Origin of the sequence: Enterobacter cloacae complex sp.6700776, assembly GCF_048284255.1 — a bacterium.
GTDB lineage: Bacteria > Pseudomonadota > Gammaproteobacteria > Enterobacterales > Enterobacteriaceae > Enterobacter > Enterobacter intestinihominis.
In genome coordinates, this window is record NZ_JBLVYK010000011.1 from 91,742 (window position 1) to 115,580 (window position 23,839).

Consider the following 23,839-nt stretch of genomic DNA (forward strand, 5'->3'; position numbering starts at 1 on the left):
GACTACAGCACACTGAGGCAACCGGCGTCGCAGAGAATTAACTAATTGAAAAAATTAAAGATTAATTATCTGCTCATCGGCATTGTTACGTTGCTGCTGGCAGTGGCCCTCTGGCCGTCTATCCCCTGGTTCGGCAAAGCCGAAAACCGTATCGCCGCCATTCAGGAGCGGGGGGAGTTGCGCGTCAGTACCCTCTCCTCTCCGCTTATATACGACGATATCAACGGTAAAACCATTGGTCTTGATTACGAACTGGCACAGCTGTTTGCGGACTATCTGGGCGTGAAGCTGAAAGTCACCGTACGGCAGAACATCAACCAGCTGTTTGATGATTTAGACCATGACCGTGCCGATATTCTCGCCGCAGGTCTGGTGTACAACAGCGAACGCAGCAAAAATTATCAGCCGGGCCCGACCTATTACTCTGTGTCGCAGCAGGTGGTTTATCGTGTGGGTAGCTTGCGCCCGCGCTCACTGGCCGACATTACCGACCAGCAATTGACCATTGCGCCGGGCCATGTGGTGATTGACGATCTGCGGGCGTTGAAAGAGAAAAAATACCCGAACCTCAGCTGGACGGTCGATCCTAAACTCGGCACTACCGAATTGCTGGAGCAGGTAAAAGATAAAAAGCTGGCCTATACCATTGCTGATTCGGTGGCGATCAGCCTTTTCCAGCGCGTTCATCCTGAAATCGCCGTGGCGCTGGATGTGACCGATGAACAGCCGGTAACCTGGTTTACCCAGTTAGACGACGATCAAACCGTCTCTGCGGCTATGCTCGATTTCTTTAATTCCATCAATGAAGACGGCACCCTGGCGCGTCTGGAAGAGAAATATCTCGGTCACGGTGACGATTTTGATTACGTTGACACCCGCTCCTTCCTGCGCGCGGTGGATAGCGTGCTGCCGGACCTGCAACCGCTGTTCGAGAAGTACGCTCAGGAGATTGACTGGAAGTTACTGGCGGCAATTTCCTACCAGGAATCGCACTGGGATGCTCAGGCCACCTCCCCCACGGGCGTGCGCGGGTTGATGATGCTGACCAAAAATACCGCGCAGAGCCTCGGCATTAGCGATCGAACCGATGCGGAACAGAGCATCAGCGGCGGCGCGCAATATTTACAGGATATGATGGCGAAAGTGCCGGAGACGGTCCCTGAAGGGGAGCGGATCTGGTTTGCGCTGGCCGCCTATAACATGGGTTATGCCCATATGCTCGACGCGCGGACGCTGACGGCAAAAACCAAAGGTAACCCGGACAGCTGGTCAGATGTAAAACAGCGCCTGCCGCTGCTTAGCCAGAAACAGTGGTACCAGAAGCTGACGTACGGCTATGCGCGCGGGCATGAAGCGTATGCCTACGTGGAAAATATTCGTAAGTATCAGATAAGCCTGGTGGGATATCTGCTGGAGAAAGAAAAAGAGGCGGCCGAGGCGCAACAGCTGGCTGAAAGCTATCCGGTGGTCGCACCGGACGAGCTTAATCACCCTGCGGTTTCAATTCTGCCTTTTGTTGCTTTTTCTGCAGCCGACGCATTCGAAAAAAGTCACTTAACAGACCCGAACATTCTGGTGCAAGTACCCCACCGATAGTTTTCACCTGGTGGTTCATCCCCGGATGCCCAAGCACGTCCATCAGTGAACCAGCAGCGCCCGTTTTTTCATCCCGCGCGCCAAACACCAGCGTACCGATTCGGCTATGCACCATCGCCCCGGAGCACATCACGCACGGTTCAAGGGTGACGTACAGGGTGGTATCAAGCAGACGATAGTTTTGCAGCACCAGTCCGCCCTGACGCAGCGCCATAATTTCAGCATGCGCGGTAGGATCGTGACGGCCAATCGGACGGTTCCACCCTTCACCAATTACCTGATTGTTATGGACCAGCACCGCGCCCACGGGAACTTCGCCCTCTTCCCAGGCGCGCTGAGCCAGCGCCAGCGCGTGGCGCATCCAGTATTCATGATTGTGTTCAGGGTTGGACAAGGGCTGATACTCCAGTCGAAAAGCGGGCGGCATTATACACAGCCGGTACAGATAAGACTATTCGAGTTGCTGAAGTTCGCCCAGAGGCGTGACGCGCCAGCGGTGCTGGCAAAAATAGAGCAGCGGGTTGTCCTGCTTGCTGTCGCTGTAGCCGCTGTACAGACGCAGCGGCGTACCGATGCGTTTCTCCAGCTGCACCACTTTTTCATGTCCGAGGCAGCGCAGGGTAAGCACCCAGCCGCCGTAGCCGCGCGCGATCTGCGTGGCGATAAGGTTTACGCGCGGCAGCCAGGGCGTATCATAATAGACCTGCTCTACCAGCGTCTGCGGGGAGCCGGTAATCAGCCAGATATCGGCATCGTTGGCGTCGAGATAGCTGGTCAGGCGCGCCTGGACCACGGGAAACGCGGCGACGTGCCCGCGAAACCAGTGGGCAAAATCCTGTTCAAGCTGCTTAAGACGCGCTTCGCTATGACCAAACGTGCATCCCCAGAGCAGCAGGCTCATCGGCCAGCGCGCTGAACGGCCTTTCACCAGTAGCGCGATGCCAATAACGGGTAAAAGGGGCAATACCAGCAACGCGTTAAGGGGCTGGCGCCGCAGCAGATAGCGCATAAAGGTGCCGAACATATCCTGCTGATGCAGCGTTCCATCCAGATCAAAAAAGACAACGCGACGCTCGTGATTTGCCAAACCTTACTCCTCTGGGTCGTTGAATCCTAATAGCCAGGTAAACAGGAACCCGGCGATCACCGCTACCAGATAGCCTAACAGATAGAGCATCACTTTTCCGGTCACGATGGTTAATGCCAGCGGTAAACCGGAAATCCCGAAGGTGATAACGGTCGCCACTTTCCAGTAGCTAATCAACGCCCCGCCCACCGCGCCACCGAGACAGGCGGCCAGGAACGGCTTGCCCAGCGGCAGCGTAACGCCGAAAATCAGCGGCTCGCCGATACCGAGCAACCCGACCGGCAACGCCCCTTTAATGACCTTTTTCAGACGCGCGTTGCGGGTTTTCATCAGCACCGCGATGGCCGCGCCGACCTGCCCAACGCCCGCCATCGACAGGATCGGCAGCAGGGCGTTATAGCCGTGCGCCTGTACCAGTTCGACGTGAATCGGCACTAGCCCCTGATGCAAACCGGTCAGCACTAACGGCAGGAAGGTTCCGGACAGCACAGCCCCCACCAATAACCCACCGCGATCGATAGCCAGAGACGCGCCGTGGGCGATGGCTTCAGAGATGGCGCCGCCTAACGGTTGCAGCGCCACAATCGCCACGCTCCCGGTAATCAATGTGGTCAGCAGCGGGTTGAGGATCAGCTCAATCGAGCCTGGCAGCACTGCGCGCAGCTTTTTCTCGATCCAGCACATCAGAATGACCACCAGCAGCACGGCAATCACCCCGCCGCGGCCAGGCTGAAGCGCCTCGCCAAACAGCGTAATCTGCGCCAGCTGCGGGCTGGAGAGGATACCCGCCATAACGCCGCCCATCGCCAGCGAGCCGCCAAACACTTTGGCCGTGTTCACCCCCACCAGAATGTTCATGATGGCAAACACCGCGCTGCCGAAAATCGCCAGAATACCCAGCAGGTTCGGATACTGCGTGGCAAAATCCCCGACAATATCCGGACGCTTAAGAATATTGATAATCCCGGTGATCAGCCCCGACGCGATAAACGCCGGGATCAGCGGAATAAAGACGTTAGCCAGTTGGCGAAGCGCATCGCTCATAGGGGCTTTGTATTTGGCTTTCGCCTGCGCTTTGGTGCGTTCCGCATCGTCAAAGGCGGGAGCCGTTTCACCGCCCGTCATCAGGGCGCGCATGGCATCTACCACCTGCGCCGCTTTGCCCGGACCGACAATCAACTGGTGCTGTTGCCCCTGCTTAACGTACCCGCTCACGCCGGGAAGCTGCTTAAGGCGCGTCAAATCAAGCTGTTCGTCGTTATGCACCTCGACGCGAACACGCGTCATACAGTTCTCAAGACGCTGAATATTTTTTTCCCCACCGATCCCGAGCAGGATGTCGCTGGCGAGCGCTGCTGTTTTGTCCATACACGCCTCTTATTGGTGTTCTAATGCCGCCCGTAAAAACCCGTGATGGGCTTCGAGTCTGGCTCTGGCCGCGGCTGCATCCAGCCCGGTTAATATCATCAGAATGGCGGGTTTTACATCGTGATCGGTCTGCTGAAGCACCTTTTCCGCCTCTTCACGACTGGCGCCTGTCGCTTCCATCACCATGCGACACGCTCTGTCCACCAGCTTGATGTTAGTGGCCTGCATATCCACCATCAGGTTTTGGTAGACCTTGCCAAATTTCACCATCGCGCCGGTGGAGATCATATTGAGCACCAGCTTCTGCGCGGTACCCGACTTCAGCCGTGTGGAGCCGGTGAGCGCTTCCGGCCCGACGACCGGAGAGATGGCAATGGCGGCCACCTGCGCAATCGGCGAGCCCGGGTTACAGGAGATGGCCACTGTGGTGCACCCGGTCTGTCTGGCATATTCCAGTCCACCAATGACGTACGGCGTACGACCAGAAGCCGCCAGGCCGACCACCAGATCCTGCGCGGTCAGGTTCAGCGCCCTGAGATCATCTTCACCAAGCTGTTTATTGTCTTCTGCCCCTTCTACCGCTTTCAGCAGCGCGCCGGGGCCACCGGCAATCAGGCCAACGACCAGCCCGTGCGGAACGCCAAAAGTCGGCGGACATTCTGAGGCATCCAGCACCCCGAGGCGCCCGCTGGTTCCCGCTCCCATATAAATAATGCGTCCTCCTGCTTTGAGAGCGTCGGCAGCGGCGTCTACGGCTTTTGCTACCTCAGGCAATGTCTCTTTGACTGCCAGCGCGACGAGGGTATCCTGTTGATTAAAGCGGTTTACCAGCTCCAGCGTGGACAGTGCATCAAGATCCATGGTTTGCGGGTTACGCGTTTCAGAAACAAGAGAGCCAAGATTCATGTTATTTACCTCTGGAATTTTTAATTCATAATAAACGCACTATAATGGAATATAAAATTCATTCAGGCGAGCAAAATTCGTATTTGCGCGGGTAATCACATTTTCGCCAGGAGACCGTATGAACTGTTTAATTCGTATTCGTCAGCGCTACGCAGGGTTTGCCCAGAGTGATAAAAAGCTGGCGGATTTTTTACTTTCTCAGCCCGATCGCGCGCGACACCTCAGCTCCCAGCAGCTGGCAGGCGAAGCCGGGGTGAGCCAGTCGAGCGTGGTGAAATTCGCCCAGAAAATAGGCTATAAGGGCTTTCCGGCGCTAAAGCTGGCGATCAGTGAAGCACTGGTGAGCAACCCGAATCCGCAGTCAATGCCGGTGCATAACCAGATCCGTGGCGACGATCCGATGCGTCTGGTGGGCGAAAAGCTGATCAAGGAGAACGTGGCGGCAATGCATGCCACGCTGGATGTGAACACAGAAGAGAAACTGCTGGAAAGCGTAGCCATGCTTCGCGACGCGCGGCGTATTGTGTTGACCGGGATCGGCGCCTCCGGACTGGTTGCGCGTAACTTTGGCTGGAAGCTGACAAAAATCGGCTATAACGCCATCGTTGAACAGGATATGCACGCGCTGCTGGCGACCGTGCAGGCCATGGATCCTGACGATTTACTGCTGGCCATCTCCTATTCCGGCGAGCGACGTGAAATTAATATGGCCACTGACGAAGCCCTGCGCGTAGGGGGAAAAATTCTGGCGATTACCGGATTTAGCCCGAATGCGCTCCAGCAACGGGCAACCCGCTGCCTGTATACCATTGCCGAGGAACAGGCCACTCGCAGCGCGGCGATTTCGTCGACGAGTGCGCAGATGATGCTGACGGACCTGCTGTTTATGGCGCTGGTTCAGCAGGATCTGGAGCGTGCGCCAGAACGTATTCGGCACAGCGAAGAGCTGGTAAAAAAACTGGTTTGAACAACGAATGAGCGTATAATGCCCGCCCTGTTTGTGATGTTTCTGAGAATTTCCTGATGGCGCTGTTAATCACCAAAAAATGCATCAACTGCGATATGTGCGAACCCGAATGCCCGAACCAGGCGATTTCGATGGGCGACAGCATTTATGAGATTAACAGCGACCGCTGCACCGAATGCATCGGCCACTATGAAACGCCGACCTGCCAGAAGGTGTGCCCAATTCCCAATACGATCTTAAAAGATCCGGCACACGTCGAGAACGAAGAACAGTTGTGGGATAAGTTTGTCCTGATGCACCATGCGGACAAAATTTAACTCTCAATAATCACCGTCGCACAGGCATAGTGGCGTTCATCTGCAAGCGTTACGTGCATGTGCGCCACGCCCAGCTTTTCCGCCAGCTTAAGCGCCTCGCCCCATAAACGCAGACGTGGCTTACCCAGCTCATCGTTAAACACTTCAAACTGGTTGAACGCCAGGCCGTTACGAATGCCCGTGCCGAACGCTTTCGCCGCCGCCTCTTTTACCGCGAAGCGCTTTGCCAGAAAGCGCACCGGCTGTTGATGCGCCTCCCAGATAGCCCATTCGTTATCGCTCAGCACGCGTCTTGCGAGGCGATCGCCGCTGCGGGCGATCACCGCTTCAATGCGGGCTATTTCAACGATGTCGGTGCCTAAGCCCAGAATAGCCATTACTGACGCGCTTCCAGCATCAGGCGCTTCATCTCGGACACCGCCTCTTTCAGGCCGCTCATCACCGCACGACCAATAATGGCGTGGCCAATGTTCAGCTCATGCATTTCCGGCAGGGCAGCAATGGCTTTTACGTTGTGATAGGTCAGTCCGTGTCCGGCGTTCACCTTCAGTCCCAGGCTCGCGGCGTAGGTTGCCGCTTTGGCGATTCGCTCCAGCTCTTTCGCCTGCACTGCGTCGTTTTCGGCATCGGCATAGCAGCCGGTGTGAATTTCAATATACGGCGCGCCCACGTCGGCAGCGGCTTTAATCTGGGTGAAATCGGCGTCGATAAATAAAGATACCAGGATACCGGCATCCGCCAGGCGTTTGCAGGCATCGCGCATTTTGTCGAGCTGCCCGGCCACATCGAGACCGCCTTCGGTGGTCACTTCCTGACGCTTTTCCGGCACCAGGCAGCAGAAATGCGGTTTGGTCTCGCAGGCAATCGCCAGCATCTCTTCTGTCACCGCCATCTCCAGGTTCATGCGGGTATCCAGCGTCTGACGCAGGATGCGCACGTCGCGGTCAGTGATGTGGCGACGATCTTCACGCAAGTGGACGGTAATGCCGTCGGCGCCAGCCTGCTCAGCGATAAATGCCGCCTGAACCGGATCGGGATACGCGGTACCGCGTGCATTACGTAACGTGGCGATGTGATCGATATTGACGCCTAACAGTAATTCAGCCATGACAATCCTCGGTATTTTTGGTCATTTACCTTCTCCCTCTCCCTCCGGGAGAGGGCTGGGGTGAGGGGTAAAACATTAGCGTTTCGGCATAAACTGCCTGAATAATTCGCGGCTCTTTAAAGGTTTGCCCCCAAGATACGGCTTGAGCGCGATTCGGGTAAAGCGTTTTGCCGCACGCAGGGTGTCGGCGTCCGGGAACTCGCGTTCATACAGTGCTCTGAGCTGGCGCCCGGTAAAAGTGCTGTTATCGACGACGACACTGGCAATAAAGCCCTTTTCCTCACGATAGCGATAGGTCATGGTGTCTTCTACCTCGTCTCCGCTTCCCGCACAGTGCAGAAAATCAACGCCGTAACCAAGGTGCCCGAGCAGCGCCAGTTCGAAACGACGCAGCACAGGCTCAGGGGTGCCGGTTGCGCCAGCAAGTGCCTGAATACAGTGCAGGTAATCAAAGAAAAGTTCAGAGAAGCGGGTCTCATGTTCAAGAACCCGTGAAATGAGTTCGTTGACATACAAACCGCTGTAGAGCGTGATACCAGAAAGAGGAAGCGCCAGGGAGACGGCTTCAGCACTGCGCAGGGTTTTGACTTCCCCTCGCCCGCCAAAGCGGACCAGCAGCGGGGTGAAAGGCTGCAAGGCACCTTTCAGATTAGAACGTCTGGAACGTGCGCCTTTGGCAACAAGGCGCACGCGACCGGACTCTTCCGTGAAGACGTCCAGCATCAGGCTGGTTTCGCTCCAGGGACGACTATGCAGGACAAAGGCGCGCTGCCATCCATCCATATGCTCGTCGTCTTAGGTTACTGATCTTCGCCGTAACCGAGGCTGCGCAGCGCACGCTCATCATCGGCCCAGCCAGATTTCACTTTCACCCACAGTTCCAGGTGAACCGGTGCTTCAAACATGTCCATCATGTCTTTACGGGCTTCGATTCCGATAGTTTTGATCTTGGCACCTTTATTGCCGATCACCATCTTCTTCTGCCCTTCTCGCTCAACGAGGATCAGACCGTTAATATCGTAGCCGCCACGCTCGTTGCTCTGGAAACGCTCGATCTCCACCGTCACAGAGTACGGCAGTTCAGCGCCCAGGAAACGCATCAGCTTCTCACGGATGATTTCAGACGCCATAAAACGCTGAGAGCGATCGGTGATGTAGTCTTCCGGGAAGTGATGAGTCGCTTCCGGCAGATGTTTACGCACGATGCCCGCGATGGTATCGACGTTCAGACCCGTTTCCGCAGACAGCGGGACGATGTCCAGGAAGTTCATCTGGCTGCCCAGCCATTGCAGATGCGGCAGCAGATCGGCTTTTTCCTGCACGTTGTCCACTTTATTGACCGCGAGGATCACCGGCGTTTTGCCGTCACGCAGCTTGTTCAGGACCATTTCGTCGTCCGGCGTCCAGCGGGTGCCTTCCACAACGAAAATCACCAGCTCTACATCGCCAATGGAGCTGCTCGCCGCCTTGTTCATCAGACGGTTGATGGCACGCTTCTCTTCCATGTGCAGGCCCGGGGTATCGACGTAGATCGCCTGATAAGCGCCTTCAGTATGGATACCGACGATGCGGTGACGCGTGGTCTGCGCCTTACGCGAGGTAATGGAAATCTTCTGTCCAAGCAGATTATTCAACAGGGTGGATTTACCAACGTTCGGACGTCCGACGATGGCAATAAATCCGCAATACGTTTTTTCTTCGCTCATTCCAGCTCCAGCATTTTTAACGCCTGTTCGGCGGCAGCCTGTTCAGCCTTACGACGGCTTGAACCCGTGCCGACCACCGGTTCACTCAGGCCACTGACCTGGCAATGGATGGTAAATTCCTGATCGTGCGCTTCGCCACGTACCTGCACCACCAGATAGGATGGCAGCGGGAGGTGACGACCCTGCAAATATTCTTGCAGACGCGTTTTCGGATCTTTTTGTTTATCGCCCGGGCTGATTTCGTCCAGACGGGTCTGATACCAGTTCAGGATCAGCTTTTCTACGGTCTGGATATCGCTGTCCAGGAACACGCCACCGATTAATGCCTCGACCGTATCGGCAAGAATGGATTCACGACGGAACCCACCACTTTTCAGCTCACCCGGCCCCAGACGCAGACACTCACCCAGCTCAAACTCGCGTGCGATTTCAGCGAGGGTGTTGCCGCGCACCAGCGTGGCGCGCATGCGGCTCATATCACCTTCGTCCACACGCGGAAAACGATGATAAAGCGCATTTGCAATCACGAAACTTAAAATAGAGTCGCCCAAAAACTCGAGACGCTCATTATGTTTGCTGCTGGCACTGCGATGGGTTAATGCCTGTTGCAACAACTCCTGATGATGAAAAGTGTAGCCCAGCTTCCGTTGAAGCCGATTAATTACGATGGGGTTCATGCGATACCAATAAATGAATGCGTCAAAAATGCAGCACACGAAACCGACCTGAGAAAACCAACGCGGTTTCGTGTGCCGTGGCACCCTTGCAGGGCCAACCTTAAACTTCGGGGGAATATTCTATACGCAACGACAGGGGATGTCGTTAGTTCAAAGAGATTTATCGCTGAAATAATTCACGTAGCGGCGAATAAAAGCCGCTACGTGTTATTTTTGACGAAAATTAATGAATTCCGCCAATACGATTCAGGCGAACGCCGGTCGGCCACTCGCCTTCCTGCTTCTCGAAACTCATCCAGATAGCGGTTGCTTTACCGACCAGATTCGCTTCCGGCACAAAGCCCCAGTAACGGCTGTCCGCAGAGTTATCGCGGTTGTCACCCATCATGAAGTAGTGTCCCGGCGGCACAATCCAGGTCGCCAGCTGCTGGCCTGGCTGCTGGTAGTACATTGCCAGCTGGTCCTGTGCGATTGGCACGGTCAGAATGCGGTGAGTGACATCGCCCAGCGTCTCTTTGCGTTCAACCAGACGAATACCGTTCTCTTTGGTTTCACCTTTTGGCACCTGGAAGAATCCGCTGGTCGCTTCACCGCCATTACGGCGGGCGAAGGTCTGCACAAAATCACCTGGCTCAACGTTGGAGTAAGTGACTGGCAGCGCATTTTCACATGCAGTTCCAGAGCTACAGCCTGGCTGAATCCTCACTTCCTTCGCTATCGGATCGTAGGTTACTTTATCGCCCGGCAGACCTACCGCGCGTTTAATATAATCCAGCCGTGGATCTTCCGGATATTTAAACACCACGATGTCGCCACGTTTCGGATGACCCGTTTCGATCAGCGTTTTCTGGTAGATCGGATCTTTGATGCCATAGGCAAACTTCTCAACCAGAATGAAATCACCGATCAGCAGCGTTGGCATCATCGATCCTGACGGGATCTGGAACGGTTCATAGATAAATGAACGCACCACCAGCACAATCGCCAGCACCGGGAAGACCGATGCCCCTGTTTCCAGCCAGCCCGGTTTTGGGCCGACTTTTTTCAGGGTTTTCGCGTCCAGCGTATCGCCCGTGGCTGCCTGCGCGGCAGCCTGACGTTCACGGCGTTTTGGGGCGAAGATAAACTTATCCAGGCACCATAACAGACCTGTTACCAGGGTAGCGATGACCAGGATCAGGGCAAACATGTTCGCCATGCCAACTCCTTAAGGTTATTTACCGTTTCCGTCTTTACCAACATGAAGGATGGCAAGGAATGCTTCCTGCGGCAGCTCAACGTTACCGACCTGCTTCATACGCTTCTTACCTTCTTTCTGCTTCTGCAACAGCTTTTTCTTACGGCTGACGTCGCCGCCGTAGCACTTAGCCAGAACGTTTTTACGCAGCTGCTTCACGGTTGAACGGGCAATGATGTGGTTACCAATGGCCGCCTGAATCGCAATGTCAAACTGCTGACGCGGGATCAGCTCTTTCATCTTCTCAACCAGCTCACGACCACGGTACGGTGCGTTATCGTTGTGGGTGATCAGCGCCAGGGCATCAACACGCTCGCCGTTGATCAGCACGTCCACGCGAACCATGTTGGAGGCCTGGAAGCGTTTGAAGTTGTAGTCCAGTGACGCATAGCCACGGGAGGTAGACTTCAGACGGTCGAAGAAGTCGAGCACCACTTCCGCCATCGGAATTTCATAGGTCAGCGCCACCTGGTTACCGTGGTACACCATGTTGGTCTGCACGCCACGCTTCTCAATACACAGGGTGATCACGTTGCCGAGGAACTCCTGCGGCAGCAGCATGTGACACTCTGCGATAGGCTCGCGCAGTTCCTGAATATTATTCAGCGGCGGGAGCTTGGAAGGGCTGTCGACGTAGATGACCTCTTTCGACGTGGTTTCTACTTCGTAGACAACCGTCGGGGCGGTGGTGATCAGATCCAGATCGTATTCACGCTCCAGACGTTCCTGAATGATCTCCATGTGCAGCAGACCGAGGAAGCCACAGCGGAAGCCGAAGCCCAGCGCCGTTGAGCTTTCTGGCTCATAGAACAGGGAAGCATCATTGAGGCTCAGCTTTCCGAGCGCATCGCGGAAGTTTTCGTAATCGTCGGAGCTGACCGGGAACAGACCCGCATAAACCTGCGGTTTCACCTTTTTGAAGCCTGGCAGCGCTTTATCTGCCGGGTTACGTGCGCCGGTCAGGGTATCGCCCACTGGCGCGCCGAGGATGTCTTTAATTGCACAGACCAGCCAACCCACTTCGCCGCATTTCAGTTCGGTACGGTCAACCTGTTTTGGCGTGAAGATGCCAAGGCGGTCAGCGTTGTAGACCTGCCCGGTGCTCATGACCTTGATTTTGTCGCCTTTACGCATGGTACCGTTTTTAATACGCACCAGCGAGACAACACCCAGGTAGTTATCAAACCAGGAGTCGATGATCAGCGCCTGGAGCGGCGCATCCGGGTCACCTTCCGGCGGCGGAATGTCACGCACCAGACGTTCCAGTACATCCGGAACACCTACGCCGGTTTTTGCCGAGCAGCGCACTGCATCGGTCGCATCGATACCGACGATGTCTTCAATTTCTTCCGCTACGCGCTCAGGATCGGCGGCTGGCAGGTCGATTTTATTCAGAACCGGCACTACTTCGAGATCCATTTCCATGGCGGTATAGCAGTTTGCCAGCGTCTGGGCCTCTACGCCCTGCCCGGCATCCACCACCAGCAGCGCGCCTTCGCAGGCCGCCAGCGAGCGTGACACTTCATAAGAGAAGTCAACGTGCCCTGGGGTGTCGATAAAGTTCAGCTGGTAGGTTTCACCATCGGAAGCCTTATAGTCGAGCGTCACGCTCTGGGCTTTAATGGTAATACCGCGTTCGCGTTCCAGGTCCATGGAGTCCAGAACCTGGGCTGCCATTTCACGATCAGACAGGCCACCGCAAATCTGGATAATACGGTCAGACAGCGTCGACTTACCGTGGTCAATGTGAGCAATGATCGAAAAGTTACGTATGTTCTTCATATAGTTAAATAATTATGCCTTACGAATTCCTGGAGGCCGCTGTTCTTAGCCTGACGTTTTTCAGTGCGAAAACGCAGCATTCTACACTACAACCTCGTCTGCTGGAAATGCACTTAGAGTCAGGTATAGCGCGAAGAGACGGCGTTTACTTTATTGCGATGTAAATAATAATAAAGCCCGGCAGATCACCGGGCCTCAGAAGAGAGCGTCTCAACACGAAGTTGGTCGGGTGCCAGTGCAACGCTGAGAATGACGGGCTGCCAGGCTTCCCGGGCGGTAAGCCTTGGGGAAACGCCTTTAGCAAGCCAGAACCCGCCCACACCGCCCAAGGCGGCACCGCACATGGCGGCCAAATCTGTGCCGAACAGCATCTGGAAAACCCCGCCCATCACGAAAAGTCCGGCGAGCGGAGAAAGGTAAACCAGTATGGCGGAAGTGAGCAGGCTGCCTTCAGCGATGCCGAGCTCCACTTTTTGCCCTGCCACCAGCGGCTGATCGCTCGACACAGCAATAGTGTGCGACGTTTGCGGCCCCAGCTTATTCAATACGCGGCTGCCGCAACCGGCTCGCGAAGCGCAGCTGCTGCATGATGCTTTAACGTCACAGCTGACAAGCGCTACGCCATCCTGCCAGGATACGACCGTCGCCCACTCTTTAATCATTGCGCAGCCCTGAATTTGATGCTGTCTGAAATACGTTTTGCTGTTGGCGGCGGTAATTCACCAACAATGGTAATTTCCGCATTATCGCGTACCGTCGTGCTAACCGTCCGGCGACCGGTACGGAGCATCTGTTCGGAACTGTTCGCCGTAGCGCGATTGATATTCACCGAGAAGCTAAATAGCCCATCGGAATAGAGGCGCGACTCAACCGGTGTTTCGATAGTCGGCAGCTGGCGACGGCTGCTGGATACTTCGCTGAATCCTTGCGGGATCCAGGAAGGTACCCAGTTGAAATTGACAGAATCGCCGGCAGGTACGGAAAGCAAAGGCGGCAGGCTGGCTTTGGCCAGATTCTGCATACTGTTGCCAACCTGACCGTTCACGTCGAAGGAGATCACGCGGAACTGCTCCAGCGTTTCACCGTCGCGATCGAGCAGATCAACGCGCATCGGCAGCTTCGTCTCTGCGTCAATCCAGACGATATAGCTGTAACGTGTCCCATCCCGCGCGACTACGCGGATCACTTCGCACAACCTGTCGGCAATACGCGTTCGCCCCACCGAGATAAAATCATAGTAGGGGGCGAGACGTTTAAAATCGGTGTAAATGAGCGATGGCAGGGAATCAACGATGTAGTCACCATTGAGCGTAAACGGCTCAAGGCCTGGCTCGAAATAGCTGATTTCGTTCCCACGCTGGACCACTTCCCGACGCGGGCCATCCATCTGTAAAAGCTGGGCGAGCGGCTGATTATCAAGGCGGGCGTGGCGATAGCGTAACGATTCGACACCCTGCTTATTGATGCTAATAAATGCCAACTCGTAATTGAGTGACTGGCTGGCCAGATTCATTTGCTGCAACAACGCCCCGGATGAAACATCAGCCGAGGCGTTAGCAGAGAAGAACAGGCTACCCGCCATCAAAGACATGGCGAACCAAAGTTGCTTCATTACTGCGATTGCGTTCCTAAAGTTTGGTTTCCTGGCACCTGCACAGCAGCCTGCTGGGTTTGGGCCTGCTCAAACTGAAGCTGCTCGGAGTGCAGACGACGCTGCAACTCGTAATCCTGCAACATCGCATTAATGCGACGACGCTGCTCCTGTACCTGCTGTTGCTGTCCGCCGCTTGCGGAGGCATCTGCCGGTACGCCCAGGCTAACCGGACTGGCTTTACCCATCATCGGCAGCGTATTGAACACTGGCGCTTCAGGCTGCTGACTGGCTTCAGACTGGGTATTATAGTGCTGGACCCCAACGATAACTGCAAGCGATACACACGCAGCGACTCCCATCTGGGTGAGCTGGCTGGCCCATGGACGCACCTTGTGCCAGAACGGCATTTTCTGCCATTGGTGAGGTGCAGGCTGCGCTTCAGGAATAAGCGGCGTGGTCTGATGAACAGGTTCGTTCTCAATGGCCGCCATAACGCGTGCTGAGATATCGAAATGGAGAACATCGCTGGTATCACCCCGCAGAGTGTCGCGGATAAGATGATAGTTCTCCCAGGTCTGTTGCATTTCGGGAGAATGAGACAACTCATCGAGCAGCTCATTATCCAGCATTTCACCATCCATTAAAGCGGAAAGTTTTTCTTTCTGCATGCCTAATACCTTTTCCAGTATCCCGCTATCGTCAACGCCTGATAAGCGGTTGAACTTTATTATCAATGGCTTCTCGCGCACGGAAAATTCGTGAACGAACCGTGCCGACCGGACAATCCATGATGGCGGCTATCTCTTCATAGCTTAGGCCATCCAGCTCCCGTAACGTAATTGCCATGCGTAAATCTTCCGGGAGCGACTCGATCGTGCGAAAAACGATTTGTCTCAGTTCTTCTGACAACATTAAGTTCTCAGGGTTCGAAATTTCTTTCAGCGCGCCGCCACTTTCGAAGTTTTCTGCATCGATAGCGTCAACATCACTTGAAGGCGGACGACGCCCCTGAGCAACCAAATAATTCTTAGCCGTATTGACTGCAATACGATACAGCCAGGTATAAAAAGCACTATCCCCCCGGAATGAATCCAGCGCGCGATAGGCCTTAATAAAAGACTCTTGTACCACATCAGGAACATCGCCTGACGGTACATAGCGGGAAACCAGACTCGCTACCTTATGCTGGTAGCGCACCACCAGTAGGTTAAAAGCTTTCTGATCTCCCTTCTGGACCCGTTCAACCAGGACCTGGTCCGTTAACTGCTCGCTCATCCGAGGTAATGTCTCCCCAAACCAAATTCCACGCGTTATCGAAACGCCACTCTAACAACATTGCACTTTGAGCAAGCACCGAATTAGAGCGTCTGTTCTTCAATAAGTTCCGTAACGCCTTTGTTTTTGTTCATCGCGCCGCAGACCGTTCATTTTCTCTCATTATAAGTCTGTTCACGATACGCACCCGCTTTCTGACAAGAATCATTAACTTTATCGTCAGAAGAGTAACGCAACACAGGCTTTATTTCACCACAAAATCTGAAGCTAACGATCTGCTTCGCAAAATAATTCCAGTCATTTAGCGATGATTTAACTTCCGGCCATCCGTTTAGTCATTGCAACACGCTTCAAAAAAAACGTGCGATAACTCGCATCACAATGCTATTCTGCCCAGACCATGTTTAGTAAATTAAACAAACATCATGAATACAACGCCTGAACTCCATTGTGATGTACTGATTATCGGCAGCGGTGCTGCTGGCCTCTCCCTCGCGCTGCGCCTGGCGGAACATCAGAACGTAATCGTGCTGAGTAAAGGGCCGATGAGCGAAGGTTCCACCTTCTATGCACAAGGCGGTATTGCCGCCGTGTTTGATGAAACGGACAGCATTGCCTCACACGTAGAAGACACTCTGATTGCCGGTGCCGGGATCGTGGATGAGCATGCCGCAGAGTTTGTCGCCAGCAATGCCCGCCACTGCGTGCAATGGCTTATCGACCAGGGCGTGCTGTTTGATACGCAGGTTCAGCCTAATGGTGAAGAGAGCTATCATCTGACCCGTGAAGGCGGGCACAGCCATCGCCGTATTCTGCACGCTGCTGATGCAACAGGAAAAGCGGTTGAAACCACATTGGTCAGCAAAGCCCTCAGCCATCCCAATATTCGGGTGCTGGAGCGCAGTAACGCCGTCGACCTGATTATTTCCGATAAAATTGGCCTGCCCGGCACGCGCCGTGTTGTCGGCGCATGGGTGTGGAATCGGAATAAAGAGAAGGTGGAAACCTGCCAGGCTAAAGCCGTTGTGCTGGCGACCGGCGGCGCCTCCAAGGTTTACCAGTACACGACTAACCCGGATATCGCCTCCGGAGACGGTATCGCCATGGCCTGGCGCGCAGGCTGCCGCGTAGCGAATATGGAGTTTAATCAGTTCCATCCTACCGCCCTGTTCCACCCGCAGGCACGTAACTTCCTGTTAACTGAAGCGTTGCGCGGCGAAGGCGCGTATCTCAAGCGACCGGACGGTTCCAGGTTTATGCCGGACTTCGACCCCCGAGGTGAACTTGCCCCGCGGGATATCGTGGCCCGCGCCATTGACCACGAGATGAAGCGGCTTGGCGTGGACTGTATGTATCTGGACATTAGCCATAAACCGGCAGACTTTATTCGCCAGCACTTCCCGATGATTTATGAAAAGCTGCGGAGTCTGGGTATCGATTTAACCCGCGATCCGGTGCCGATTGTGCCTGCCGCCCACTATACCTGTGGCGGGGTGATGGTTGACGATCATGGTCGTACCGACGTGGATGGTTTGTATGCGATCGGCGAGGTCAGCTACACCGGCCTGCATGGTGCGAATCGCATGGCATCAAACTCATTGCTGGAGTGTCTTGTGTATGGGTGGTCGGCTGCGGAAGATATAACCAAACGCATGCCCTATGCACGTCCAACAACGCACCTGCCAGCATGGGATGAAAGTCGGGTAGAGAACCCGGACGAACTGGTGGTTATCCAGCATAACTGGCACGAGCTGCGGCTTCTCATGTGGGATTATGTCGGGATTGTACGCACAACGAAGCGTCTGGAACGCGCGTTACGCCGCATCATGATGTTGCAGCAGGAAATTGATGAATATTACGCCAACTTCCGCGTTTCCAATAATCTGCTGGAGCTGCGCAACCTTGTGCAGGTTGCCGAGCTGATTGTACGCTGTGCGATGATGCGCAAAGAGAGTCGTGGCCTGCATTATACGCTGGACTATCCCGACCCGCTGGAAACGTCCGGCCCGTCGGTGTTGACGCCGCAGGTTCACATAAACAGATAAAAGGCCTGGGTCAGGGCAGTGTAATCTTCGGAATAACGCTGGTCTGGCCCGCGAATAACCATCCTGTCGGTAAAGCACTCCCCCTCTTTCGGCGAGAGCGCCAGCAACACGCGGTGCGGTAAGCGACCTTCCGTATCCGAAATATCGGTACGAAGACGCAAACTCCAGCCGATATCCCGAGCGATCTCAATGAAGGTGTTACCCGTGCTTTCGGGCAAGACCACGCAGAAAAATCCCTCTTCCGAGATGAGTTCCGCCGCGCTGGTCAGTAGCGCCTTGTGATCGAGCGAGCCGGTGTAACGTGCCTGCTCGCGTTCCGGCGTTCCACACTCCACACCTGGCGTGAAATACGGCGGATTGCTGACGATCAAATCGTAACGCGCAGTCTGCTCCAGTGCCCAGGTCAGGACATCGGCACATTCCACCCTGATCCGTTCTGCCCACGGAGAATCGGCAGCGTTTTCGCTTGCCTGCTGGGCCGCCTGAGGATCAAGCTCAACGGCGTCGATAGTGACGTGTTCTTCGGTACGCTGCGCCAGCATCAGCGCCTGAAGTCCGCTGCCCGTACCAATATCCAGAATGCGTTTTACACCTGCGACAGGGGCCCATGCACCCAGTAAAATACCGTCTGTACCGACTTTCATTGCGCAACGATCGTGCGCCACAAAAAATTGTTTAAACGTAAAACCATCGCGGCGCAACTGCGCTTTGAGTTGAGACATGTCAGGGCAACCTTCTGTGTGAAACTGGAGTAGCATAGGGGAAAGCGAAGTGGTCGAAAAGCGATATCCATACAAACAGATGAAGATTACAGCCGTAACGTCTATAATCAGCGCCCCACACAGAGGTAGAACATGACTGTAACGACTTTTTCCGAACTTGAACTCGATGAAAGCCTGCTCAATGCTCTTGAGAGTAAAGGCTTTACACGCCCGACCGCCATTCAGGCCGCGGCCATTCCGCCTGCGCTTGAGGGCCGCGATGTGCTCGGTTCTGCGCCAACCGGCACGGGGAAGACAGCAGCCTACTTGCTGCCTGTGTTGCAGCATTTGCTCGATTTTCCGCGTAAAAAATCAGGGCCGCCGCGCATTTTGATCCTGACCCCGACCCGTGAACTGGCGATGCAGGTTGCCGAACACGCGCGTGAGCTGGCGGCGAACACCCATCTGGATATCGCGACCATCACCGGCGGCGTAGCGTATATGAACCACGCCGAAGTGTTCAGCGAAAACCAGGATATCGTTGTCGCGACGACAGGCCGTCTGCTGCAATACATAAAAGAAGAGAACTTCGACTGCCGGGCGGTGGAAACGCTGATTCTCGATGAAGCTGACCGCATGCTGGACATGGGCTTTGCCCAGGATATCGAACACATCGCGGGTGAAACGCGCTGGCGTAACCAGACAATGCTGTTCTCGGCAACCCTTGAAGGGGATGCCATTAAAGATTTCGCCGAACGTCTGCTGGAAGATCCGGTGGAAGTGTCCGCTACGCCATCGACGCGTGAGCGTAAGAAGATCCACCAGTGGTACTACCGCGCAGATAACCTTGAGCATAAGGTTGAGTTGCTGAAACATCTGCTGAAGCAGGAAGAAGCAACCCGTACCATCGTCTTCGTACGTAAACGCGAGCGCGTGCATGAGCTGGCAGAAATGCTGCGCAACGCTGGCATCAACAACTGCTATCTCGAAGGTGAAATGGCACAGGTTAAGCGTACCGAAGGGATTAAGCGCCTGACCGATGGTCGCGTGAATGTGCTGGTTGCAACCGACGTTGCCGCGCGCGGGATCGACATCCCGGACGTGAGCCATGTGATCAACTTTGATATGCCGCGCAGCGGTGATACTTACCTGCACCGTATTGGTCGTACCGGCCGTGCGGGCCGCAAAGGGATTGCTATTTCTCTGGTAGAAGCGCACGACCATCTGCTGCTCCAAAAAATTGGCCGCTACGTTGATGAGCCGCTAAAAGCTCGTGTGATTGACGAACTTCGTCCGACGACACGTGCGCCGAGTGAAAAAATGACGGGTAAACCGTCCAAGAAAGCGCTCGCGAAACGTGCTGAGAGAAAAGAGAAAGAAAAAGAGAAGCCGCGCGTGAAGCAGCGCCACCGCGATACCAAAAATATTGGTAAGCGCCGTAAGCCAAGTTCTGCTGCGCCAGAGACAAAAACTGAAGAGTAAAAAAAGCCGGGACATTCCCGGCTTTTTTATTCCACCCCCGAAGCTGAAACCTTACAGGCTTTCAGTAAAGGTACGGGCGATAACGTCGCGCTGCTGTTCCGGAGTCAGAGAGTTGAAACGCACCGCATAGCCAGACACACGGATGGTCAGCTGCGGGTATTTTTCTGGGTTCTCAACAGCATCCATCAGCGTTTCACGACGCAGGACGTTAACGTTCAGGTGCTGACCACCTTCCACGCGCACTTCTGGTTGCACTTGCATTGGAATTTCACGGTATTCAATTTCGCCCAGTTTGCTCACCGGAACGATTTCGTCTTCCGCAAAACCTGCTTTCGCTACTACACAGCGCGCTTCGTTTTTCTCGCTGTCCAGCAGCCAGAAAGAGTTCAGCAGATCGTCATTTGCAGCTTTAGTAATCTGGATACCTGTAATCATGTGTTGCCTCCCTTAGGCTACATTAACTGATGCTGGCCTTTTGCGGCCAATTGGTAAAACCATTGTTTGTTGTGTGTATATATAACATTCAGACCCGGGTGATTTATTGATTTAAATCAACAAAATCACTAACCACATAAAGAGTGTGGTCTGAATTTTTTGTTTTAGATCAATTTTAATGATTTACCAATTCAACTTACCCTGCCTGGTTTTCAACATAAATTGAGACACTTAGCCGCTTTTCCGCGGGTAATTTTGCTCACCAGGCATTAGCAGGTAAGCTAGGCAGAGAATGAAATTCGCAGGAGAGCGAGATGACAACACCTTTAACCTGGCATGACGTGCTGGCAGAAGAGAAGCAGCAGCCCTATTTTATTAATACCCTCAGTACCGTTGCGGCTGAACGGCAGGCCGGCCAGACAATTTATCCACCGCAGAAAGATGTATTTAACGCCTTTCGCTACACCGAACTGAGCGACGTGAAGGTGGTTATACTGGGGCAGGATCCGTACCATGGTCCCGGGCAGGCTCACGGACTGGCATTTTCCGTGCGTCCGGGCGTGGCCATTCCCCCTTCTCTGCTGAATATGTATAAAGAGCTGGAAGGAACGATTCCGGGTTTCACCCGCCCTAATCACGGTTATCTGGAAAGCTGGGCGCGCCAGGGCGTGCTATTGCTGAATACCGTATTAACCGTCCGGGCGGGTCAGGCACACTCCCACGCCAGTCTGGGATGGGAAACCTTTACCGATAAGGTTATCAGCCTGATCAATGAGCATCGTGAAGGCGTCGTGTTTTTACTCTGGGGTTCACATGCCCAAAAGAAAGGGGCGATTATCGATCGTCAGCGTCATCACGTACTGAAGGCACCGCACCCGTCGCCGCTGTCTGCGCATCGCGGTTTCTTTGGCAGTAACCATTTTGTTCTGACGAATGAGTGGCTGGAAAAGCGTGGCGAAAAGCCGATTGACTGGATGTCTGTGTTACCGGCAGAGAGTGAGTAGGGTTTGAATGTGCCGGGTCAGGCCCGGCACATAAAAGGCTTATGCTTTGTTCTGACGCCACCATTCGGCCAGCAGCACGCCGGTCGCAACGGATACGTTCAGGCTTTCAACGTTGCCAGTGCCGTCGATAGAAACGCTCATGTCAGCGCTGGAGAGTGCCGCATCAGACAGACCATCGCGCTCCTGACCTAACACCAGCACCATTTTGCGCGGCAACGTCGCTTTAAACAGCGGCGTAGCGGCACGGCTTGAGGTGGTGACAATGGTGTAGCCCGCGTTACGGAATTGCTCAAGGGCCTCCAGCACGCTGTCGCCGGTGATCGGCTGAACATGCTCAGCACCGCCTTCCGCGGTACGGATTGCCGCACCGGATTCCAGCAGCGCGGCATCCTGCAACAGAACGCCTTTCACGCCAAAGTGCGCGCAGCTACGCATCATAGCGCCCAGGTTATGCGGGTTACCCACATCTTCCAGCGCCAGCACACAGTCATCGGCATCCGCCTGGCTGACCCACTGCTGCACGGTGGTGCCGTTACGTTTTTTGATCAGGAAGCAGACGCCGCCGTGGTGTTCAGTCCCGGACGCTTTTGTCAGCTCGGCATCGTCAACCACGTGGTAGGCTTTACGGTTCGCCGCCATCCAGCGCAGCGCTTCTTTAAAGCGCGGGGTCACGCTCTGGATAAACCATGCGCGAACGATACACTCCGGGCGGCTCTGGAACAGGGCCTGACAGGCGTTCTCGCCATATACACGGGTTTCTTCCGCACGCTGACGACGCAGCACTTCCGGATCGATAAAGCTTTTTCCGCTGATACCGCCGTGATCGGCTTTTTCGGTCGCCTCTTCACCGGGCGCACGCGAAACGGTACGCCATGGCGATCCACCGTCGCGGACAAAATCATCGCGTTTGCGATCGTCACGCTTACGGTCATCACGTTTGCGGTCATCGCCGCGGTTATTTCTGTCATCGCGGGCGGGGCGACGGCCACCGTCTGCACGAGAAGACGCCGGACGCCCGCCACCTTTTCCGGTACGCGGATTTTGGGTGCGTTTATCAGAGTCATCATCACTGCGGACATACATCACTTTGACCTTGCCGCTTTTGTTTTTCATTTCGTCGTTCATGCTTTTCTCCACCAGCGCTGCGCGAAGCGCGCAGATTACCCGATGTGCAAGCTCATAGCCATAATTTCGTACAAAAGCCTGTGACTATTGTTCCCATTGAATAAAACGCGTTGTCGATTTATACAGGCTCACTGATAATATGTAACATATCAGAAACATTATCGGCGTTCTGCCGTTGTTCCACGGCTCTATCAGAGGTTAGTTATGAATACCGTATGTGCCAACTGTCAGGCTTTAAACCGCATTCCGGACGATCGGATGGATGACGGTGCGAAATGCGGGCGTTGTGGCCACGAATTATTTGATGGCGATGTTATTAACGCGACGGGTGCTACGCTGGACAAACTCCTCAAGGACGATCTGCCGGTTGTGGTCGATTTCTGGGCACCGTGGTGCGGCCCCTGCCGTAACTTTGCGCCCATCTTCGAAGACGTGGCTGAAGAGCGCAGCGGGAAAATGCGTTTTGTTAAAGTGAATACCGAAGCGGAACGTGAACTCAGCGCCCGTTTTCGCATTCGCAGCATTCCAACCATTATGATTTTCAAAAATGGGGAAGTGATCGACATGCTCAATGGTGCAGTACCGAAGGCGCCTTTCGACAGCTGGTTAAACGAATCCCTGTAACATTCACGGGGCACATCTTGTGCCCCGTTCTCTCCTCTGCGAAAATGGGTTTTTTCCTGCCTTTTCGCCCATGACTGATAACGCTGTACTTCAATTACGCGCCGAGCGCCTTGCGCGCGCAACCCGCCCTTTTCTGGCCCGAGGCAATCGTATTCGCCGCTGCCAGCGCTGCCTTTTACCGCTGAAAGTGTGTCTGTGCGAAACGCTTGCACCGAGCGAGGCGAAAAGCCGCTTTTGTCTGGTCATGTTCGATACCGAACCGATGAAGCCCAGCAACACGGGGCGTTTGATCGCCGATATTCTGCCCAATACCGCAGCGTTTCAGTGGTCGCGCACTGAGCCACCTCAGGCTCTGCTTGACCTGGTGGCAAACCCGGACTATCAGCCCATGGTCGTTTTCCCGGCATCATATGCAGGCGAACAACGCCAGGTGCTTACGGCGCCACCATCCGGTAAGCCGCCGCTGTTTATTATGCTCGACGGCACCTGGACCGAAGCAAGAAAGATGTTTCGCAAAAGCCCTTATCTTGATGCGCTGCCGGTGATTTCCGTCGATCTGTCGCGGGTTTCGGCCTATCGCTTACGAGAAGCGCATGCCGAGGGTCAATATTGCACCGCTGAAGTCGCCATTGCGCTACTGGATCTGGCGGGCGATACCCAGGCGGCCAGCGCATTAAGCGCCCACTTCTCCTGCTTCCGCGAACGTTATCTGGCAGGAAAAACCGTTCATAAGGGTAGCGTCACAGCAACAGAGACAGAAAGCGTTTAAAATCATCAGGTCGCTTGCATTCACAGGAGGCCTG

General features: G+C 54.7%; 26 protein-coding genes. 8 read left to right on the top strand and 18 right to left on the bottom strand.

Going from position 1 to position 23,839, the window contains the following annotated elements:
- Positions 1–45: 45 nt before the first annotated feature.
- On the top strand, positions 46–1,596 hold the full coding sequence (gene mltF, locus ACNQ0T_RS16150) for a membrane-bound lytic murein transglycosylase MltF (protein ID WP_023300728.1): 1,551 nt from the start codon (positions 46–48) through the stop codon (positions 1,594–1,596).
- Here mltF and tadA read toward each other — a convergent pair.
- The 4 genes from tadA to murQ are packed head-to-tail and all read right to left on the bottom strand — an operon-like array spanning position 1,484 to position 4,957.
- Positions 1,484–2,023: a tRNA adenosine(34) deaminase TadA gene (gene tadA / locus ACNQ0T_RS16155; RefSeq protein ID WP_023300729.1), complete on the bottom strand. Its 540-nt coding sequence runs from the start codon at positions 2,021–2,023 to the stop codon at positions 1,484–1,486. The genes mltF and tadA overlap by 113 nt on opposite strands.
- 24 nt (positions 2,024–2,047) lie before the next feature.
- The gene (gene yfhb, locus ACNQ0T_RS16160; protein WP_022649033.1) at positions 2,048–2,683 is read right to left on the bottom strand and encodes a phosphatidylglycerophosphatase C; all 636 of its coding nucleotides are present in this window, start codon (positions 2,681–2,683) and stop codon (positions 2,048–2,050) included.
- Positions 2,684–2,686: 3 nt separating this feature from the next.
- Positions 2,687–4,051, bottom strand: a complete 1,365-nt coding sequence (locus ACNQ0T_RS16165; RefSeq protein WP_023306720.1) for a PTS transporter subunit EIIC — start codon at positions 4,049–4,051, stop codon at positions 2,687–2,689.
- Positions 4,052–4,060: 9 nt separating this feature from the next.
- A complete protein-coding gene (gene murQ, locus ACNQ0T_RS16170) occupies positions 4,061–4,957 on the bottom strand; it encodes an N-acetylmuramic acid 6-phosphate etherase (RefSeq protein WP_023306721.1) in 897 nt (298 codons plus the stop codon).
- A 118-nt stretch (positions 4,958–5,075) separates the two neighbouring features.
- On the opposite strand from murQ, the gene ACNQ0T_RS16175 reads away from it, so the two are divergent.
- Both ACNQ0T_RS16175 and ACNQ0T_RS16180 read left to right on the top strand, forming a co-directional pair.
- Positions 5,076–5,924 (top strand): MurR/RpiR family transcriptional regulator, encoded by an 849-nt coding sequence (locus ACNQ0T_RS16175; RefSeq protein WP_023300733.1) that lies wholly within the window; start codon positions 5,076–5,078, stop codon positions 5,922–5,924.
- A 56-nt stretch (positions 5,925–5,980) separates the two neighbouring features.
- A complete protein-coding gene (locus tag ACNQ0T_RS16180; RefSeq protein WP_023300734.1) occupies positions 5,981–6,241 on the top strand; it encodes a YfhL family 4Fe-4S dicluster ferredoxin in 261 nt (86 codons plus the stop codon).
- On the opposite strand, the gene acpS is transcribed toward ACNQ0T_RS16180, so the two are convergent.
- The 11 genes from acpS to rpoE all read right to left on the bottom strand — a co-directional run bounded on the left by acpS (position 6,238) and on the right by rpoE (position 15,620).
- Complete coding sequence (gene acpS / locus ACNQ0T_RS16185; protein WP_015572144.1) at positions 6,238–6,618, bottom strand: holo-ACP synthase; 381 nt, start codon at positions 6,616–6,618, stop codon at positions 6,238–6,240. The two genes, ACNQ0T_RS16180 and acpS, sit on opposite strands and share 4 nt — an antisense overlap.
- Complete coding sequence (pdxJ, locus tag ACNQ0T_RS16190) at positions 6,618–7,349, bottom strand: pyridoxine 5'-phosphate synthase (protein ID WP_063139288.1); 732 nt, start codon at positions 7,347–7,349, stop codon at positions 6,618–6,620. Before pdxJ ends, acpS begins: the two co-directional genes overlap by 1 nt.
- Positions 7,350–7,424: 75 nt before the next feature.
- Positions 7,425–8,132 (bottom strand): DNA repair protein RecO, encoded by a 708-nt coding sequence (gene recO, locus ACNQ0T_RS16195; RefSeq protein ID WP_015572142.1) that lies wholly within the window; start codon positions 8,130–8,132, stop codon positions 7,425–7,427.
- A gap of 17 nt (positions 8,133–8,149) precedes the next feature.
- Positions 8,150–9,055, bottom strand: coding sequence for a GTPase Era (era, locus tag ACNQ0T_RS16200; RefSeq protein WP_022649038.1), 906 nt, complete (start codon positions 9,053–9,055; stop codon positions 8,150–8,152).
- A complete protein-coding gene (rnc, locus tag ACNQ0T_RS16205) occupies positions 9,052–9,732 on the bottom strand; it encodes a ribonuclease III (protein WP_003860711.1) in 681 nt (226 codons plus the stop codon). Before rnc ends, era begins: the two co-directional genes overlap by 4 nt.
- Before the next feature lie 223 nt (positions 9,733–9,955).
- Positions 9,956–10,930 carry a signal peptidase I gene (lepB, locus tag ACNQ0T_RS16210; RefSeq protein ID WP_022649040.1) on the bottom strand — a complete coding sequence of 325 codons (975 nt, stop codon included), beginning with the start codon at positions 10,928–10,930 and terminating at the stop codon, positions 9,956–9,958.
- A gap of 15 nt (positions 10,931–10,945) precedes the next feature.
- Positions 10,946–12,751: a translation elongation factor 4 gene (gene lepA / locus ACNQ0T_RS16215; RefSeq protein ID WP_022649041.1), complete on the bottom strand. Its 1,806-nt coding sequence runs from the start codon at positions 12,749–12,751 to the stop codon at positions 10,946–10,948.
- 185 nt (positions 12,752–12,936) lie between these two features.
- Entirely contained in the window at positions 12,937–13,413 is a 477-nt protein-coding gene (rseC, locus tag ACNQ0T_RS16220; RefSeq protein WP_022649042.1) for a SoxR-reducing system protein RseC, read from the bottom strand.
- On the bottom strand, positions 13,410–14,363 hold the full coding sequence (gene rseB / locus ACNQ0T_RS16225; protein ID WP_022649043.1) for a sigma-E factor regulatory protein RseB: 954 nt from the start codon (positions 14,361–14,363) through the stop codon (positions 13,410–13,412). The genes rseC and rseB overlap by 4 nt, the downstream gene beginning before the upstream one ends.
- A complete protein-coding gene (gene rseA / locus ACNQ0T_RS16230) occupies positions 14,363–15,013 on the bottom strand; it encodes an anti-sigma-E factor RseA (protein ID WP_417930239.1) in 651 nt (216 codons plus the stop codon). The genes rseB and rseA overlap by 1 nt, the downstream gene beginning before the upstream one ends.
- 31 nt (positions 15,014–15,044) lie before the next feature.
- Positions 15,045–15,620, bottom strand: a complete 576-nt coding sequence (rpoE, locus tag ACNQ0T_RS16235) for an RNA polymerase sigma factor RpoE (RefSeq protein WP_006176728.1) — start codon at positions 15,618–15,620, stop codon at positions 15,045–15,047.
- A 425-nt stretch (positions 15,621–16,045) separates the two neighbouring features.
- On the opposite strand from rpoE, the gene nadB reads away from it, so the two are divergent.
- Positions 16,046–17,665 (top strand): L-aspartate oxidase, encoded by a 1,620-nt coding sequence (nadB, locus tag ACNQ0T_RS16240; protein ID WP_023300738.1) that lies wholly within the window; start codon positions 16,046–16,048, stop codon positions 17,663–17,665.
- Here the strand turns inward: nadB and trmN are convergent.
- The gene (trmN, locus tag ACNQ0T_RS16245; protein WP_058677483.1) at positions 17,650–18,387 is read right to left on the bottom strand and encodes a tRNA(1)(Val) (adenine(37)-N(6))-methyltransferase TrmN; all 738 of its coding nucleotides are present in this window, start codon (positions 18,385–18,387) and stop codon (positions 17,650–17,652) included. The genes nadB and trmN overlap by 16 nt on opposite strands.
- A gap of 132 nt (positions 18,388–18,519) precedes the next feature.
- On the opposite strand from trmN, the gene srmB reads away from it, so the two are divergent.
- Positions 18,520–19,848, top strand: coding sequence for an ATP-dependent RNA helicase SrmB (gene srmB / locus ACNQ0T_RS16250; protein ID WP_022649047.1), 1,329 nt, complete (start codon positions 18,520–18,522; stop codon positions 19,846–19,848).
- A gap of 51 nt (positions 19,849–19,899) precedes the next feature.
- Here the strand turns inward: srmB and grcA are convergent, their stop codons facing one another.
- Positions 19,900–20,283, bottom strand: a complete 384-nt coding sequence (gene grcA, locus ACNQ0T_RS16255) for an autonomous glycyl radical cofactor GrcA (protein ID WP_022649048.1) — start codon at positions 20,281–20,283, stop codon at positions 19,900–19,902.
- A 314-nt stretch (positions 20,284–20,597) separates the two neighbouring features.
- Between grcA and ung the strand changes: the two genes are divergently transcribed.
- A complete protein-coding gene (gene ung, locus ACNQ0T_RS16260; protein WP_400168582.1) occupies positions 20,598–21,287 on the top strand; it encodes a uracil-DNA glycosylase in 690 nt (229 codons plus the stop codon).
- 39 nt (positions 21,288–21,326) lie between these two features.
- Here the strand turns inward: ung and ACNQ0T_RS16265 are convergent, their stop codons facing one another.
- The gene (locus ACNQ0T_RS16265; RefSeq protein ID WP_023300740.1) at positions 21,327–22,412 is read right to left on the bottom strand and encodes a tRNA/rRNA methyltransferase; all 1,086 of its coding nucleotides are present in this window, start codon (positions 22,410–22,412) and stop codon (positions 21,327–21,329) included.
- 204 nt (positions 22,413–22,616) lie between these two features.
- On the opposite strand from ACNQ0T_RS16265, the gene trxC reads away from it, so the two are divergent.
- Both trxC and tapT read left to right on the top strand, forming a co-directional pair.
- Positions 22,617–23,036, top strand: a complete 420-nt coding sequence (gene trxC / locus ACNQ0T_RS16270; RefSeq protein WP_003860733.1) for a thioredoxin TrxC — start codon at positions 22,617–22,619, stop codon at positions 23,034–23,036.
- A gap of 70 nt (positions 23,037–23,106) precedes the next feature.
- On the top strand, positions 23,107–23,805 hold the full coding sequence (tapT, locus tag ACNQ0T_RS16275) for a tRNA-uridine aminocarboxypropyltransferase (protein WP_038416528.1): 699 nt from the start codon (positions 23,107–23,109) through the stop codon (positions 23,803–23,805).
- Positions 23,806–23,839 lie beyond the last annotated feature (34 nt).